The organism is Synechococcus sp. JA-3-3Ab (assembly GCF_000013205.1).
In the GTDB taxonomy this organism is placed as follows: domain Bacteria; phylum Cyanobacteriota; class Cyanobacteriia; order Thermostichales; family Thermostichaceae; genus Thermostichus.
Map to the genome: position 1 here is coordinate 1899209 of NC_007775.1, position 16904 is coordinate 1916112.

14 protein-coding genes are annotated in these 16904 nt (G+C 61.7%); 4 read left to right on the forward strand and 10 right to left on the reverse strand.

From position 1 onward, the window contains the following. Positions 1–82 precede the first annotated feature (82 nt). From CYA_RS08905 to CYA_RS08920, 4 genes are all read right to left on the reverse strand, one after another. Complete coding sequence (locus CYA_RS08905) at positions 83–838, reverse strand: response regulator transcription factor (RefSeq protein ID WP_011430714.1); 756 nt, start codon at positions 836–838, stop codon at positions 83–85. Positions 839–985: 147 nt separating this feature from the next. Continuing rightward, positions 986–2764, reverse strand: coding sequence for an ABC transporter ATP-binding protein (locus CYA_RS08910; protein WP_011430715.1), 1779 nt, complete (start codon positions 2762–2764; stop codon positions 986–988). Between the two features lie 150 nt (positions 2765–2914). After that, positions 2915–4255 carry an FIST signal transduction protein gene (locus CYA_RS08915; RefSeq protein WP_011430716.1) on the reverse strand — a complete coding sequence of 447 codons (1341 nt, stop codon included), beginning with the start codon at positions 4253–4255 and terminating at the stop codon, positions 2915–2917. Positions 4256–4348: 93 nt separating this feature from the next. Continuing rightward, on the reverse strand, positions 4349–5992 hold the full coding sequence (locus CYA_RS08920) for a LysM peptidoglycan-binding domain-containing M23 family metallopeptidase (RefSeq protein WP_228375256.1): 1644 nt from the start codon (positions 5990–5992) through the stop codon (positions 4349–4351). A gap of 348 nt (positions 5993–6340) precedes the next feature. Here CYA_RS08920 and cysS point away from each other — a divergent pair, with 348 nt between their 5' ends. Continuing rightward, on the forward strand, positions 6341–7861 hold the full coding sequence (gene cysS, locus CYA_RS08925; RefSeq protein ID WP_011430718.1) for a cysteine--tRNA ligase: 1521 nt from the start codon (positions 6341–6343) through the stop codon (positions 7859–7861). A gap of 23 nt (positions 7862–7884) precedes the next feature. Here cysS and CYA_RS08930 read toward each other — a convergent pair whose 3' ends face one another. The 6 genes from CYA_RS08930 to CYA_RS08955 all read right to left on the reverse strand — a co-directional run bounded on the left by CYA_RS08930 (position 7885) and on the right by CYA_RS08955 (position 14332). Beyond that, a complete protein-coding gene (locus CYA_RS08930) occupies positions 7885–9414 on the reverse strand; it encodes a S10 family peptidase (protein ID WP_011430719.1) in 1530 nt (509 codons plus the stop codon). A gap of 84 nt (positions 9415–9498) precedes the next feature. After that, the gene (locus tag CYA_RS08935) at positions 9499–10092 is read right to left on the reverse strand and encodes a hypothetical protein (RefSeq protein WP_011430720.1); all 594 of its coding nucleotides are present in this window, start codon (positions 10090–10092) and stop codon (positions 9499–9501) included. Between the two features lie 196 nt (positions 10093–10288). Continuing rightward, positions 10289–11311, reverse strand: a complete 1023-nt coding sequence (gene thiL, locus CYA_RS08940; RefSeq protein ID WP_011430721.1) for a thiamine-phosphate kinase — start codon at positions 11309–11311, stop codon at positions 10289–10291. Between the two features lie 83 nt (positions 11312–11394). Then, positions 11395–12999 carry a circadian clock protein KaiC gene (kaiC, locus tag CYA_RS08945; protein WP_011430722.1) on the reverse strand — a complete coding sequence of 535 codons (1605 nt, stop codon included), beginning with the start codon at positions 12997–12999 and terminating at the stop codon, positions 11395–11397. Positions 13000–13024: 25 nt separating this feature from the next. Continuing rightward, on the reverse strand, positions 13025–13327 hold the full coding sequence (kaiB, locus tag CYA_RS08950; RefSeq protein ID WP_011430723.1) for a circadian clock protein KaiB: 303 nt from the start codon (positions 13325–13327) through the stop codon (positions 13025–13027). 3 nt (positions 13328–13330) lie between these two features. Continuing rightward, positions 13331–14332 (reverse strand): circadian clock protein KaiA, encoded by a 1002-nt coding sequence (locus tag CYA_RS08955; protein ID WP_099835839.1) that lies wholly within the window; start codon positions 14330–14332, stop codon positions 13331–13333. A gap of 151 nt (positions 14333–14483) precedes the next feature. Here CYA_RS08955 and CYA_RS08960 point away from each other — a divergent pair, with 151 nt between their 5' ends. From CYA_RS08960 to ruvC, 3 genes are all read left to right on the forward strand, one after another. After that, on the forward strand, positions 14484–15416 hold the full coding sequence (locus CYA_RS08960; protein ID WP_011430725.1) for a nucleoside hydrolase: 933 nt from the start codon (positions 14484–14486) through the stop codon (positions 15414–15416). A 311-nt stretch (positions 15417–15727) separates the two neighbouring features. Then, positions 15728–16315: a CDP-diacylglycerol--glycerol-3-phosphate 3-phosphatidyltransferase gene (pgsA, locus tag CYA_RS08965; protein WP_011430726.1), complete on the forward strand. Its 588-nt coding sequence runs from the start codon at positions 15728–15730 to the stop codon at positions 16313–16315. Positions 16316–16385: 70 nt separating this feature from the next. Next, complete coding sequence (gene ruvC / locus CYA_RS08970; RefSeq protein WP_041439100.1) at positions 16386–16850, forward strand: crossover junction endodeoxyribonuclease RuvC; 465 nt, start codon at positions 16386–16388, stop codon at positions 16848–16850. Positions 16851–16904: the final 54 nt, after the last annotated feature.

Genomic DNA, 16904 nt, shown 5'->3' on the forward strand with positions numbered 1-16904 from the left:
ATACTGAACATACTGTACATTATTTTCAGTATAGTCCAGCATATCATTGACTAGAGTCATGCTCTCCTACGGCAGGTGGTTTTTACGGGGAAGAGGAGTCTTTTGCCAGTTCCGGCTGCAGCGGCTGGGGATCGGCAATGTTGGGCAGCTCCAGACAGTAGCCCGCCCCGTAGACAGTTTTGATGTACTGGGGGTGGCGCGGATCCGGCTCCAGCTTGGTGCGCAGATGGCGGATGTGGACGCGAATGGTCTCGATGTCGTCGTCGGGCTCGTAGCCCCACACTTCCTGCAGGATTTCGCTGGGGGAGACTGTCTGGCCGTGCCGCTGCATCAGGCAGTGGAGCAGGTCAAACTCCAGGTGGGTGAGCTTAATGGTTTTGCCAAACCACACCGCCTCGAAGCGCTCTGGCACCAGGGTGAGGGGGCCATAGGTGAGGATCTCGCCGTGTTTGGCCGTCTGGGGAATGCGATCGGCACGTCGCAGCAGGGCCCGCACCCGCACCAGCAGCTCCTGCACCTCAAAGGGTTTGGTCAGGTAGTCGTCGGCGCCAGCGTTGAAGCCTTCAATCTTGTCTTGGGTTTGGCCGAGGGCGGTGAGCATCAGGATCGGGATCTCGCTGGTGCGCTCCTCCCGCCGCAAGCGCTGGCAAACCGTCAGGCCGTCCACCTGGGGCAGCATCAGGTCGAGAATGATGAGATCCGGAAGAACCTGCAGAGCCAGTGCTTGTCCGCGTACCCCATCGGTGGCCTTCACGACCTCATAGCCCGCCAACTCCAGATTGATACGCAGAATATCCAGAATTGAAGGGTCGTCCTCAATGATGAGTATGCGAGCCATAGCCGGTTGCAGCCCAAACTGCGGATAAAACGTTTTGTTAAATCAGCTAACAAGAGTCCAAAGCTTTACGACTCAAAGTTTACTTAATTCTAGCCTCATTGCAAATCTGGCCGGGAGGCGGGTGGGCGCGGCTCCAGGGGAGACCCTTCATCCGGCTTGGCGGGCACGCTTTTTCGGATCCCCTTTGGGAATGGCGGCGATGAGGCGGCGGGTATAGTCCTGCTGCGGGTTCCGGTAGATCTGAGCGGCAGGGCCAATTTCTTCGATGCGGCCTCGGTTCATGACCAGAATGCGGTCGCTCATGAACTTGACCACGCTCAGGTCGTGGGAGATGAACAGATAGGTCAGTCCCAGCTCCTCCTGCAGATCCTTGAGCAAGTTCAGCACCTGGGCCTGTACGGAGACATCCAGGGAAGACACTGCCTCGTCGCAGACGAGCAGGCGCGGCTCCGAAGCCAGGGCGCGGGCGATGCAAATCCGCTGCCGCTGCCCGCCGGAAAACTGGTGGGGCAGACGATCCAGCGCCTCGGGATCCAACCCGACTCGTTCAAACAGGCGTTGGGCTCGTGCTCGCCGCTCGGCGGCGTTTCTCCCCATCCCGTGCAGCACCATCGGCTCCATGACGCTGGCTCCCACACTCATGCGCGGATCCAAAGAGGCTGCCGGATCCTGAAAGATAAGCTGGATCTCGCGGCGCAAGCGGCGCAGGCGCCGAGGCGGCAGGCGGAGCCAGTCTTCTCCGTCGTAGATTACCTGGCCGGAACTGGCGCGGATTAGACGCAACAGGGTTCGCCCCAGGGTGGTTTTGCCGCAGCCGGACTCGCCCACCACCCCCAGGGTTTCGCCTGGATACAGGTCGAAGCTGATCCCGTCCACAGCTCGGATCTCGCCCACCTGGCGGCCCAATGGCCCGCGACGGACGGCATAGTGGGTGCGCAACTCCCGCACCTGCAACAGAGGGGGCTGGCTGCATATCTGGCGCAGCCGTTCTTCCTCTTCGGCGGCTGGGATCTCCAGTTGCTGCCACCGCTCCTCGAGGGATCCCCCCTTTTCCTGGAAATCCTGGACGGTGGGCAGCCGCCGCAACCGCCGCTCCAACGGTGGGCGACAGGCCAGCAGGCCGCGGGTGTAGGGGTGCTGGGGATCCCAAAAGATCTGTTTCACCGATCCTTGTTCCACGGCTTGGCCCCGGCACATCACCACCACCTGATCCGCCAATTCCGCCACCAAATTGAGGTCGTGGGTGATGAAGAGGATCGCCATCTGTCGCTGCTGCTGCAGATCCCGGAGCAGGCGCAAGATCTCGGCTTGCACCGTTACATCCAAGGCGGTAGTCGGCTCATCAGCAATCAACAGCTTGGGGTTAGAGGCGATGGCACAGGCGATGGCCGCCCGCTGGATCTGGCCGCCGGAGAGCTGATGGGGATAGCGCTCCAGCATCTGGGGAGAAAGCTGCACTTCCTCAAACAGGCGGATGGCTTGGGCGCGGAGCTCCGCTGGGGGGAGGGAGGTGTGGGCCCTCAGGGTTTCCCGCAACTGCTGGCCACAGGTGTAGAGGGGGTTGAGGGCGGTGCTCGGCTCTTGGAAGATCATGGCGATCTGGGAGCCGCGGTAGCGCCGCCGTTGCCGGGGATCCAGCCGCAGCCAGTCCACTGTTCCCTGGGGGCCCTGGAAGAGAATGGTGCCTTCCACCCGAGCGGAGCTGGGCAGCAAGTCCATCAGCGTCAGGGCGGTTATGGTCTTGCCGGATCCGGATTCCCCCACTAAGCCCAGGACTTGTCCGGCCCCCAGTTGAAAGGACAGCCCATCCACCACCGGGGATCCCAAGCATTCTGCCTGGCTGCCGGCAGTGCGGCTGGGCAAGAAAACCCGCAACCCCTGAACAGTCAGAAGGGCAGAAGTGACAACCGGAGCGACATCGGCCATGGCTGAGGGCGGCGATCGAGGAATTGGCAGGATTATAGACCACCGCTCCAGCTTCCCTTCTTTCCCCGCTGGGGTAGCTCCAGGACTTCGGCAGCGTCGCTGAGGGAGTCTGGGTCTCAGCTACAAACTCAGCTCAGGATTGCCAAAACCTTAGCGGGCGGGCCGGAAGATCCCAAAGCAGGAGGTGTAGCCGTGCAAAAAGGTGGATCCCCCCACCGGGCCGATCTCGCCGTTGCAAAAAAAGCCCCCCAGGGGTAGCTCTCCCAGCAATTCCCGAAACCGTTGCGAGTCAAAGTTGGGGGTACCGTACAGCCCCTTGCCTCGTCCCAGGCAGGAGAACATCAGCGCCCCACAGGGATCCGGCTTGGGTTGAGAGGAGCGTTCTGCGGGGTAGCTTTGCTGTAGGTTGCGCTCGGCACAATAGCGGCTGAGGGCCCACCGCAGATCTTCCGCCGAAGTCTGGGCATCGCGCAGATGAAACTGCACCGTCTGGCCGGGGCGCACCCGATCCCCGATGGCGATCGCCCCCACCCGTGGATCGATGCCCAGGATCACGCGAATGAGAAAATCTCCCGACGTCGGCTCGGATTTGAACTCGTCCATCAGCAGGCCGATGAAGAGAGCTTGGCGGGCCAAGCGTTGATCCGATGGGCTGAGCCGTTCGGCCAAATCCTGTAAGACCGCCAAAGGAGGACGCCCCTCCAAGCTGAGGATCACATTCCCCTCCGCTTCGGTGACGCGCAAGGGATCCCCAATCGGGCGACATCCCTGAGCCACCACCGCATCTAGCACCACGTTGCCGGAGAGGGCCAGCCCCACCGTGCCTTCCCGATACAGCTCCCGCCGGGGTGTGGGGGTACGCGCATCCAGCAAAAACAGAGCATTGCCGCGAGGGCCGCGGCCGCCACTGGCCAATCCCCCTACCTTGACCGCCCCCGGATAGGCAAAATCCAGCCCTTGCAACAGCTCAGAGATTCGAGAGGAAAATCCATCCGCCAAGAGCAGAAAATGGGGCTTGCTCTGCGGCAAAACTCCAACCAAGTCTATCCAGGCCGAAGGAGGTGCATCCAAGTCGGGCAATTGGTTTCCCCGCAAATAAAAAGGGTGCAAGGCCACATCCGGCAGCACCGCCAAAGACAGCGACAGGGCCGGCCCCTCCTCAATTTCATGCCCCCCACCCACGATCCCGCCGCCGGAGCAGCCGATCAAAACGTCCACCTCCAACAGCTCCGACAACAGGGGCAGCACGCGAATGTACTCGCTGGCAAAGGCCGCCGACACAAACAGGATCCCCAAGTTGGGCCGCAGCGGCTGAGAGGGGACGTACCCGGTGAGCAGCCCCGGCAGGCTGCCGGATCCCACCGCCTGCACCTGTCGCGTCAGGGCGCTCTTCAGTTGGGCTACCTGGAGCTTAGCCTTAGCTTCCTCCACCACCTGCCGCAGAGCCGCTTCCAGAGAAGGGAGCTGGGAGAGCGCGTTCACCCACTGCATCGGCGTGTTCCTACGGTCTGGAGTTTGCTTTTTTAGGCTAGCAATTTATGCCCGGGACTGGCTGTTCTGCGCAGCCTCTTGTTTGAAACGTGTTTAGGGCAGATAGGGCCGCGGATCCACAGGCGCGCCCCCGCCGGGGCGGACTTCAAAGTGCAAGTGTGGCCCTGTGCTGCGGCCCGTATTGCCCCGGCTCATGATTACCTGGCCCTGCTGCACATACTGGCCCTTGGACACATAGATCCGGTGACCGTGGGCGTAGCGGGTAACGATCCCGTTGGGATGGCGAATATCGACGCGATTGCCGTAGCCATCCCCGGCATTGCCGGCAAAAATGACCTCCCCCTCCTGAACGGCTACAATGGGGGATCCCACCGGGCCGGGAATATCGACCCCCGCATGGAAGCGACCGCGACGGTAGCCAAAGCCGGAGGTGATTTGCCCCGCAACCGGCCAGATGAAGCCACTGCTGCGGGCCGGAGGAAGAGCTGGAGGAGGAGCTGCCGGCGCTGGCCGAGCTTGGGATTGGCTCCGGGCTCGTCGCCCGGGGGCCGGCGGGGCGGGCTGCGTGCCAGGCGCCGGAATTGTCAGGCGTTGGCCAATGCGTAGCCAGTGGGGATTGCGCAAGTGGTTAGCCTGGATGATCGACCGCTGCGTCACCCCATAGCGAGCGGCAATCCGCTCGATGGTGTCGCCAGCTCCCACCGTGTGGACCAGCGAGCCACCGGCCAAGAGGGCCTGTCGTTCTTGCTGCATCTGCTGGGCCTGGCGTTGCTGCTCGGCCTGTAATCGAGCTTGTTCCTGGGCTTCCTCTTCCTGGCGGCGGCGTTCTTCTGCCTCGCGGCGGGCGAGCATCTCGTTCTCGCGCCGGATCAGCTCGCCCACATCGCCGGGGATGAGCAGTCGTTGGCCAATGCGCAGATACTCAGGCCGATCCAGGGGAGTTGCCTCGATGATCCGCTGCTGCGGAACCCGGTAGCGGTTGGCAATGTCTTCCAGTGTATCTCCCGGCTTGACGCTGTAGATCAATCCCGGCTGGCTGGGGATCAGCAGCTTCTGCCCTGGCCGCAGCGGCGTACTGGCTTGAATGCCGTTGGAGACAGTGATGGCGGCGGCATCGAGCTGGTACATCTGGGTCAGATGCCAGAGGGTTTCCCCCGGCTGCACCTCATGCTCGAGAATGCCTCGGGGCCCTTCCCCAGTCGGGATCTGGCCCGCCTCGAAGGCTTGCCGCAGTTGGGCTTTTTTTTGCTCGTAGTTCTGCTGCAGGGCGCCGGACAGCGTGTGCACCGAGGGCGGAATCGGCTCCGCTAGCCGGGATCCCCAAGGGTGACGAGAAAGCTGGCGTTGATGCAGCGTGGCCACCCCCGCCAAGCCCAGCATGAGCAAGAGGCCGGTGGCCCACCTCGGGTAGCCCCGTCGCGCCGGAGCCAAGGTCGAGGGATCTGGATTTTCTAGCTCGGCTGGCTCATCGGAGGGGGCCGGCCCCGACTCTTCCAGGGCATCGGCGTGGGGATCGGCCTCCAGCTTCAGGAGCCACACCAGGCCCGTTAAGCTGAGAGAAAGGGCTAAGCCAGCCCACCGGAGTCTTGACGGGGCAGACAGAAGTGCCGGCTCTCCCCCCTCGGCAGCCCGCTCCTGAGCGGTCGGGATCCCTGCCGGATCCTTGGGCGGAGAAAGGGTGCTCACGGCAGCGCTATGGATGTCCAGCTCCCTCCCCTGGGCATCTGAGAACGTCAATCTTTGGGGCATCCTCACACCAACAGGCTGACACTAGAGTGAAAGAGAAGATGTCAAAATTGAGGCCAGCGGCCCCTTGCTGCAAGCTCCACCGAGGCCGGTGAAGCCCAAGCGCAGTTCGATAATGAATACGTTGGTTCGCACTCAGGTTAGAGTACCGTAGTTAATAAATCTAGACAAGTCTTTGCAGGTAACTTCAGCTAAAATGCTTGTCCCACAATGATTTCAGCCTTCGGCCTGTTGAGATTTTGTCGAGCCTTATCCGATGTAGAACAGAGTGTGCCACCGTGCCGATCTGGAAGCTAAAGCCTGCTTTGCTGTAGCTGAAACTACAAACCAGGATTCTCCATGACTTTGGTTGTCTACAACACCTTGACTCGCCGTAAGGAAGTGTTTCAACCCTTCGGTGGCTCTGAGTCCATTTCTGCCGACGAGGCGGCGGGCGGGGAGAAGCCGCTGGTGCGGATGTACGTCTGCGGCGTCACGGTTTACGACCTCTGCCATCTCGGCCACGCGCGCACCTATGTGGTGTGGGATATGGTGCGTCGTTACCTGGAGTGCCGCGGCTACCGGGTGAAGTATGTGCAGAACTTTACCGACGTGGACGACAAGATCCTCAAGCGGGCCTTAGAGCGGGGCGAGTCGATGCAGGCGGTGGCGGAACGCTTCATCGCCGAGTATTTCCAAGATATGGATCGCCTCAACATCAAGCGGGCCGATCTCTACCCCAGGGCAACCCGATCGCTGCGGGCCATGTTCGAGCTGATCCAATCGCTGGAGCTCAAGGGCTTTGCCTACCGGGTACGGGATCCCCTCGCCCCTCAGGGGGAGACTCCTGCTTACGATGTCTACTATGCCGTCCGTAAGTTCCCGGATTACGGCCAGCTCTCCGGTCGCAAGCTGGAGGAGCTGGAGGCAGGGGCCAGCGGCCGGGTGGGAGAAGAGGGCGCTGGCAAACGGGATCCCTTTGACTTTGCCCTTTGGAAGGCGGCCCCCCCTTCCGAGCCGGGGTTTGAGTCCCCTTGGGGTTGGGGGCGACCGGGCTGGCACATCGAGTGTTCGGCCATGGTGCGAGAGACTCTGGGGGATCACATCGACATTCACGCTGGTGGGGCAGACCTCATTTTTCCCCACCACGAGAACGAGCTGGCCCAATCCGAGCCAATTACCGGCAAGCCGCTGGCCAAGTACTGGCTGCACAACGGCTTTGTCAACGTCAACGGCCAGAAGATGTCCAAATCTTTGGGCAACTTCACCACCCTACGACAGGCCCTTGCCCTCTATCACCCCATGGCCCTGCGGCTGTTCCTGCTGCAGACCCATTACCGCAGCCCGATTGACCTCACTGAAGCAGCAATGGAGGCGGCCAGCCACGGCTGGGAGACTCTCCAAAAAGGGATCCACTGCGCCCAGCAGTTTGGCCAAGGGGGATCCCCCGATTCCGAGGCGATGAGGGCTTTCCAGACGGCCATGGACGACGACTTCGGCACCCCTGGGGCGCTGGCTCTTGCCTTTGAGCTGGCCAAGGAACTGATCCGCGAGCACAACCTCTTGACCCACCAGGGCCACACCCACCTGCAGCCGCACTTGCTGAGGCAGAAGGGCGCCGCCCTGCTGGAGATCTTGGCCACGCTGGGCTTCTGCTGGCCCCAGCCTGCCCAGGGATCCGAGAAAGCTGCCGCCAACGGGGAACTGGCCAAGCTTCCACCCCTTGAAGACGCGCGGATTGAAGAGCTGGTGGCCCAACGCACGGCGGCCCGCAAGGCGAAAAACTTTGCCGAAGCCGATCGCATTCGGGAGCAGTTAAAGGCTCTGGGGATCACCCTTATCGACCAAAAAGACGGCACCACCCGTTGGCTGCGGCAGTAGGCAGGCGGGGTTGGGATTGCCCATCACGCAGGGATCCCCGAGCTGGAAACGGCCTTTCGGTAAAACTCAGCCATTTCGGCAAACCACTCGGCCCGCGAGGGATCCCAGGTGTAGAACATGTGGCCGCCGCGGTAGTGGCGCAGGGTGAGGTTGGCCTTGAGGCGGGGATCCAGCTTCATCAAATCCACCAGGTGGTTGGAGGCAAAGTAAGGGGTGACCAGGTCGTAGAAGCCGTGGTGAATGCTCACCCGCATGTGGGGGTTGAGGGCCATGCTGCTGCGCAGCTCGTCCATGGCGCCGATGAACCCTTGCTTGAGCTCCCCCTTGGGGGCGAAGCGCCAGGACTTGAACACCTCTAGGTTCAGGAGGTGATAGGTCAGCTCCGTGTCCACCTGCAGGGTCTCCCGCAGGTGGCTGTTGATGGCGGCAGTAAACAGGCGATCTACCCCATCTAAGGTGGGATCGGATCCCTCGAAGGTAGGCCGATCCGGAAAGGGATCCACGGTGGTTACAGAGGCGTCGTAGAGCCCCAGCACCAGCCGCTGGGAGCGCAACAGCTCGCGGGCAAAGCTGGCCGGGTCGATCCGCCCCCCCTTGTGGGCCACATACTCCGGCGAGAGTCCGATCCCTGCCGCCATCTCCGCGTAGATGGCCTGCCGCTCCGCTTCTGGCATCGCCTCTCCCATGGCCAAGAGGGGCAACAGCCGCTGGCGGGCAAAGCCTTCTGCTTTGGGCAGCAGGATCTGCAAATCCTCCCCCCAGCCACACCGCCCATGATAGGCTGCTGTGGCGACATAGGAGGGGAAAAGCATTGCCCAGGTGCTGAGGTTGTAATCGGTGGTCTCCAGCAGCCCGAACTCGATGGCCGGCGAGATGAGAATAGCCCCCGACAGGCCCACGCCAAACTTGGCTTGCAGCTCCTTGGCCAGCCGCGCCACCCGAAAGCCCCCGTAGCTCTCGCCGGCAATGAAAATGGGAGAGAGCCAGCGCTTGTAGCGCGAGAGGAAGCCCTGGATAAACTCGCCCAAGGATTGCAAATCCCGCTCCACGTCCCAAAAGGGAGCCTCCTTGGGGGGCTCGTCTTCCTTTTCCTCCGCCTGGGTGGGCTTGGCCGCCGGATCGGATTTTTCCTGAGAACTTTTGGCGTCTTGAGACTCCTTGGGCAGGGCGCGGCTGAACCCCGTCCCCACCGGATCGACAAAGACCAAATCAGAAAACAGCAGCCAACTTTCGCCGTTATCCACCAGTTGCACTGGCGAGGGCGGCAAGCTGCCGTTGGGCCCAAAGCGGAGGCGTCTCGGCCCCAGGGATCCCATGTGCAAATAGGCAGAGGCCGCCCCCGGCCCGCCGTTGAAGACGAAGGTGAGAGGCCGCTGTCGGGAGTCAACCTCCTGCCTCAGATAGGCGACGTGGAAGATCTCGGCTACCGGCTTTTCCCGCCGGAAGAGGGTCTGCCAGCCGGCCACCGCCCTGTAGGGGAAGGACTTTCCCCCGGCGTTGAACGTGTGCTCCGTGGTGTGCAGGACAGGAGTGGACTTGGATTCTGCAGGCATAGAGACACGGGATCCACAACTTGCTGATCCAGTGAATCACAAGTTGCCGGATCTCCACCCCTGCCTTGGAACAGAAGCCGGGGATTACAGGGTGAGCGGCGCTTCCAAAGTCAGATTAAACGACTGGCCGGGGCGCAGCACCACCACCTGGGGAGCGGTTACATTGCCCACCACCACGCCAGCCACTGCCCCGCCTAGAACATTGCCCGCCGAGACGCCGCCGCTGATGGCTCCCAAAAGGGTGCCTGCGACTGCCCCGATGGCTGCATCCTGGGCGATGGCCTCAGCCGAATACTGGCGGGGATCCTTCTCGTCGTGGAGGATGCCGGAAGAGGCCTGCAGGCTATAGGTGCGACCGCCGAGGACGATGGAGGTGGCAACAAAGCGGGATCCGCCCGGTGCCGGTTCCATTTGCCCAAAAACGCGGCTGCCCGCCGGGATCACCAAACGCCCCTGGTTGTCGAAAATGTTTTGCGTGACGGCCACCTCCAGCGGGTAGATGGTGTCGGGGTAAAAGTATTGCGGCCCTTCGCTGCTGAGGCTGCCGACGGGAATAATCGTCCCCTGCTCAAGGCGGTAGGCACCCAATTGGAAAAGCGGCTGGGCCTCTCCTGGCAAGGGGGCCAGCAGAGGGATCCCTGCCAAACCGATCGCGGCTGCTGCTAAGATAGCTTTCATCCAGAAGTCTCCAATTCTCCGAAGTTCTGCACGTGCCCGCGGCCTTTTCGGGCCGAGGTTTGTCCTTTTGCGGTTTTCTCTACACTTCCAGGTTACCCAATCCCAGTTCCGGTTTCCTTTCCGACTCGAGTAGCTTGGTTTTCAACTTTGGGCAGTTTTGAGCGGCCTAGGTGGCCAGTGAGTTTTTCAGACAGGCTCAAAAGTGCTGGAAGGCCTGCTGGCGGCTGAGGATTTGCCCGTCCTGCAACCGCACCGTCCCCTGCGGATCCCAGCCGGTTACTTCCCCAATCCAGGCGGCTCCTGGCAACTTTTCCAACAGATGCTTGGCCACCGACACCTCGGCACTGAGAAGCAGCTCAAAGTCTTCGCCCCCATAAAGCGCCCACTCCAAAGCTTGGGCCGGGAACGCCTGGCGCAAAGCCACCGAAATCGGGATCCGCTCCGCCGCGATCCGCGCCGCTACCCCACTGCTCTGGCACACCTGCACCAGGGCGTCCGCCAAGCCATCGCTGGTGTCCATGCCGGCCAGGCGCAGAGGACCGGGGAGCGCTTCCAAAAGGGACAGAACATCCAAGCGCGGGCGCGGGTATTGGTGGGCTCTGATCAACTGCTGCCGCTGTGCTGCCGTGGCTGAGGATCCCTGTTCGGGATGGAGCAGCAGCTCCAGGCCGGCCCGCGCGTCGCCGTGGGGCCCTGTGACCACCAGCCAATCGCCCGGCTGAGCCCGTCTGCGCTCAATCGCCCGCCCCGGCTGCACCGATCCCAGGGCCGTGATCGCCACAAACCGCTGCGGCGACCGACACAGATCCCCCCCCACCAATTCTGCTCCCCAACGGGCACAGCAGGCCCGCATCCCTTCGTAGAGCTCCTCTACCCAAGCCACCGGCGTGGATCCCGGCAGGCCCAAGCCCACCACCAACGCCCGCGGACGGGATCCCATCGCTGCCAGATCCGAGAGATTGGCCGCCACCGCCCGCCAGCCCACCGCGTGGGCCGGGGTTGTCACGTCGCTAAAGTGAACCCCCTCCACCAAGACATCGGTGCTCACCACCAACTGCCCCTCAGGAGCGGGCAACACCGCCCCGTCGTCTCCCACCACCTGGGCAGGACAGTAGCGCTGCACGATCTGCAACAGCCCCGCCTCGCCGATGGCCGAGATGGGCGTGGGAGAAGAGCTGCTCTTGGGTTGAGGGAAAAAGTCGGGAAGATCGCTGAACAAAGGAGCCCCTGGCGGATGCACGCAGCCAAAAACCTATGGTTGCAAAATGTTAGGGGCAGTTGGCGCCGGTCAAGCCCAAGCCCCTACTCGTCCAAAGATTGGACATTTTGCACAATTCGAGAGAGCTCGTTCTTCTCATCCACATTGATGCGGGTCGGGGATCCGCTGATAATCCGCTCGTAGCCGCGGAAGGAATCGCGAATTTGAATCCCCGAATCCGAGATGAGGTACTCGCGGATGCCCTTGTCATGCCAGGATCCCCGCATTTTAAAGACGTTGAGCGCCCGTGCCATCTCGCCGCGAATCTCCACATACTGCAGCAGAATGATTGTGTCGGTGATGGTGGAGATGTGCGACTCGGTAATGGAATGGGATCCCATGAATTGATCGGTGGTGTTGGTGAAAAAGCCGGTGATCTCCTCCTGCTTGGCCAGGCCGGTTACGCCGATAACAAACTGTCGAAAAGCATTTTGGCTCACACCCCGCGCCAGCGCCGACAGCGAGTCGATGGCCATGCGGGAGGGCTTGAAGGCCATCATCTCGGTTTTGATCTTCTGCAGGTGGTCTTCCAGGCCGGCGGACTCGGGGTAGGCGCAGATGATCTTAAGGAGGCCTTGCCGCTCAAACTCCTCAAAGTCGATGCCCCAGGAAGAGGCATTGCGGGCAAGCTGGGCCCGCGACTCTTCGTAGGCAAAGAGAATGCAGCGCTCCCCATTTAGGCAGCCTCGCTCGAGGAACTTGCTCACCAGCGAGGTCTTGCCTGTGCCGGTGGCGCCGGTAGCCAAGATAATCGAGTCTTTGAAAAAGCCACCGCCGCACATCTCGTCCAGCTTCTCGATGCCGGAAGAGACGCGCACGTTGGAAGAGCGCTGCGTCAGTTGCATCGCTCCCAGCGGGAAGATGTTGATCCCCTCGTTGGTGATGGTGAAGGGATATTCCCCCTTCATGTGGGTGGTGCCCCGCAGCTTCAGGATCTCGATGGTACGCCGCCGCTTCTCCCCCTCCAGGATGTTGCGCAGGATCACCACGTTGTCGGAGACGAACTCCTCCACCCCATAGCGGGCGATGGGGCCGTACTCCTCAGTGCGCTCGGTGGTCATGACCGTGGTGACGTTGGCCTGCTTGAGGCGGGCTGTCAGGCGAAACAGCTCCCGCCGCACCACGCCCGCCGGCTCATACTGCTGAAAGATGGCCGTTACCGAGTCGATGGCCACCCGCTTGGCTTTGTATTTGCGAATGGCATATTGGATGCGCTCGATGAGGGCCGACAAATCGAAATTGCCGCTTACCTCGTAGCCCTCCGGATCCGGCGAAGCATCCAGAATAAAGAGCTGCCCCTTGTCGATGAGGGCCTGCAGATCCCAGCCGAAGCTGGCGGCGTTGCGAATGATGTCGGCAGGGGTCTCCTCAAAAGTAACAAAGATCCCTGGCTCCTGGTACTTGACAATGCCGTTGTAGAGAAACTGCAGGGCAAACAGAGTTTTGCCGGTGCCGGAGGTACCGCTGACCAAGGTGGTGCGGCCCAGGGGCAGCCCGCCGTGGCTGATGTCTTCAAAACCCTCGATACCCGTCTGTTTTTTCGGGATCCCCCGCGGCTCGGGCCCGCCCAGGAAGTAGGTCGATGGGATCCCCTCCGCGGCGTTACCTTGCAGCTTTTCTGACTCAGAAGGTTCCAATGGTTGGTTCATGCCCCTCTCTCCCCTAAAACCTGTCCTAAGCCTCTTCGTCCAATTCTTCGTAGAGCAGATCTAGGCCGATGAGCACCTTCTCTCGGTTGGACAGATCGCCGATAATCTTCCGCACCGGCGGCGGCAGGATTTTGGCCAGGGTCGGTGTTGCCAGGATCTTATCTTCCTCTGCCAGTTGCGGATTTTTCAAGACGTCGATGACTTTCAGGCTGTACACGCCGCGGAACTCTTTTTCCAGAATGTCTTGCAAGGTGCTGAGGGCGCGCAGAGAATTGGGGGTATTGCCCGCCACGTAGAGCTTGAGGACATAGGCTTTGCGAGTGGACATAACCTAGGGATCCCTTGGGGCAGATTTGGGAATGGAGCGGCGGTACATTTCGCTCAGGTGGGCCATCACGTCGATGAGAGTGAGGCGGTAATCCAGCAGGATCTCTTCGCTGCGACCCTCCAGTTTTAGTTGTTTGGCAAAATCCTCCATTAGGTTCATGTGCAGCTCCAACAGTTGGGCGGCGCCGATGTCGGCAAAAAAGGCAAGGGCCACCAGCTCGTCGATGCGGGCATTGACGGTCTCAGGAGATTGAAAATACTCCAGGACAATAGCCTGGTAAAGGTTACGCAGCCGCCGCATGAGGGCCTGCTGCTCGTCGGGGGGCAGGTGGCGGTAGAACAGCTCCGGCTCCCGATGGTAGTACACGCCGGCGTAGCCAAGGCGTTCCCGCAGCTTTTCCGCCAGCCGCCGCTGCTGCTGGTGCGTGTAGAGCAGGTAGGGCTGATCCTTGGGGTGAGGGTTTGCTGCAGGCAGGCTGCAGGTGGGGGAAATCTGGAGAAACAGGGCAATGGCTCGGTTGATCAGCAGCTCCAAGGGAGAAGCAGAAGGAGTGGCCTGGGATCCCTTTGGCGGCAACAGCTCTGACGGCGAGACGAGGCGAACCAGAGTGGCGTTGTGGTAGAAAAACCGCTCCCGCTTGAGCAGAGCTCTCGCCCCCGGAGGAACAGGGGGGGAGGACGCTTCGCCGGAGCGGCTGGCGCCGCCTTCCGGTTTGAGCTCTTCCGACACAATGGCCACCACTGTCGGCAGCAACAGTCCCTGCTTGCAAAGCTGACAGCCCAACGCCTCCAGCTTGTCCAGCCGCGTCGCTTCCACCAGCAGCACCAGGCAGTCCGGATGGTTTTCCTCCCCTCGCAGAGCCTCCAGAAAGGCTTCCGGATCCTGGAAGACCTCAGCCACAAAGCGTTCTGGCGACAACAAAGCCTCTGCCGCCAGCGGCTCTCCAGCAGGCGGCTCCCAGTCGAGCAAAAGGCTGATGTGCAGTGGGTGGGTGTCGGGCTTCAATAAGGATAGAAAACGATAAGAACCGCCTTCGATCTTAAATCTTCTTAAACCTGACCGGAATCTGCCTTGGCCTTCAGAGTCAGCCAAGGGAGACTCAAAGAGAGCGTGCCATTGCCGCCTACACTAGGGGTGAAAGGCCTCTGGGAGCCCTATGGTGCCCCTGATCATCGATTGCGACCCCGGCCAAGACGACGCGGTGGCCCTGCTCCTGGCGATGGCTTCGCCGGAGCTAGAGGTGCTGGGCATTACCACGGTGGCCGGCAATGTCTCTGTGGAAAAAACCAGCCGCAACGCCCGGCAGATCTGCGAGCTGGCCGGCTGCCCGCAGATGGCAGTCTATGCCGGCTGTCCCCGCCCGCTGTTGCGCCCGCTGCAGACTGCCGAAGAGGTGCACGGCAAAAGCGGGATCGACGGGGCCAACTTGCCGGAGCCCCAGATGCCGCTGGGATCCCTGCACGCCGTGCAGTACCTGATCGAGACCTTGATGGCGGCGCAGGAGCCGGTTACCCTGGCGCTGCTGGGCCCGATGACCAACTTGGCAGTAGCCCTGGTGCAGCAGCCCCGCATCGTGGAGCGCATCCGACGTCTGGTGTTCATGGGGGGATCTGCCTTTGAGGGAAACACCACCCCGGCCGCCGAGTTCAACATCTTCACCGATCCCCATGCTGCTCAGATCGTGCTCAGCGCCGGGATCCCCGAGGTGGTGATGCTGGGCCTGAACGTTACCCAGCAAGTCCTCAGTACGCCGGAGCGGATCGAGCGGATCCGCGCCCTCGGCACGCGGGTAGGCCAGACGGTGGCCGACATGCTCGCCTTCTACGGCAAGTTCGACATCCGGCGCTACGGCCTGCCGGGGGGGCCGCTGCACGATCCCTGTGTAGTCGCCTACCTGCTGCAGCCGCAGTTGTTCGAGCTCAAGCCCTGCTACGTGGAGGTGGAGACGGCTAGCCCCCTTAATCTGGGCCGGACGGTGGTGGATCGCTGGGGGCTGAGTGGCCGCCCCGCCAATGTGCAGGTAGCTTTTGGGGTGGATGCCGAGGAGTTTTACCGCCTGCTCACCGAGCGCTTAGGCCGCTATCGGTAGTCGAGGTCGTCAAGGAGCATGACTCTAGTCAATAATAAGCTCAACTATACTGAAAATAATGTATAATATGTTCAGTACGGATTACTACCAGTTGATCTTTCTGTTTACTTTCGAGTCTGCCAACATGGTAGCCAAAGCAAAGCAGAAAATTGGTAGTAAGACGACACGGAAACTGCGCTTTGGGTATTCTACTCAAAGCTTTGCGGGATACCGCCATTCTGTTTGGACTCCGTCCCGCTAACGCGAATGGAAACAAGCAGAATGCTATCGCTGCATAGTTGAACAGTGATGTTCAGCAGTGTTCAGCGTAAATGTATCAGGTCGAGGTGAACCCTACCAGCCCAGTCCTAGTTCCCAAGCCGGCGTGGCTCAACCTGCCCACCGCCATCACCTTGCTGCGCCTTGGAGGGATCCCTTTGATTCTGCTGGGGCTGGGCCTGGGATCCCCGCTGGGGCAAGGGCTGGCTTTCTGGGCGTTTTTGCTGGCGGCGGCAACTGATTGGCTGGACGGCCACTTGGCCCGCCGCTATGGGCTGGTGACCGATGTGGGCAAGGTTCTGGATCCCCTGGTGGACAAGCTGCTGGTGCTGGCCCCGCTGCTGAGCCTGCTGGAGCTGGGGCGGATCCCCGCTTGGGGAGTGTTTTTGTTGGTGGGGCGAGAGCTGGCCATCGCCGGCTGGCGGGCCAACCAAAGCCAAATCCGCGGCGCCAATCTCTGGGGCAAAGCCAAGACGGTCGCCCAAATCCTGGCCATCGCCCTGCTGATCCTGAACTGGCCTATCGGGATCCCCTGTTTTTGGGTGGCGGTGGCCCTCACTCTGATCTCGGGGTTGACCTATTTGTACACCGACCATGCCACGCCGGACGCCTCTGCCGGCAAGGAGAGACCCCCTGCCTGATCGCGTCAGCGGGACGGAGTCCTCTCGCGCTACTCGGACGGAGTCCTCAGACCCCACCCCTGAGCAGCGTATCCTCGGCCTCGACCCGGGGTTGGGGACGGTGGGTTTTGGCTGCATCCTGGCAGGTGCCGGCGGACTTCGCTCCCTGGACTACGGAGTCATCAGCACCCCTGGGGAGCAATCAATCCCGGAACGGCTGCAAACCCTCTACGAGGATCTAAAGGAGCTGCTGCGCCAGTTTCAGCCCCATCAGGTGGGGTTGGAAAAGCTCTTCTTCTACAAAATGGGCAACACCATCCCCATCGCCCAGGCGCGGGGGGTGATCCTACTCGTCCTGGCCCAGTATCATCTGGTGCCGGTGGAGTTCACCCCTGCCCAGGTGAAGCAAAGCCTGACGGGCTACGGGCGCGCTGACAAACAGGCCGTGCAAGCCGCCGTGGCCCGCGAGCTCAATCTGCCCAGCCTGCCCCGCCCCGACGATGCTGCCGATGCCCTGGCCATCGCCATCACCCTTTGGCACCACCGCTTTGCTTAGGAATCGGTCGGTGTGGCTCCGTCGAGATCGCTAAACTAGACTCAGTAGCGCAAA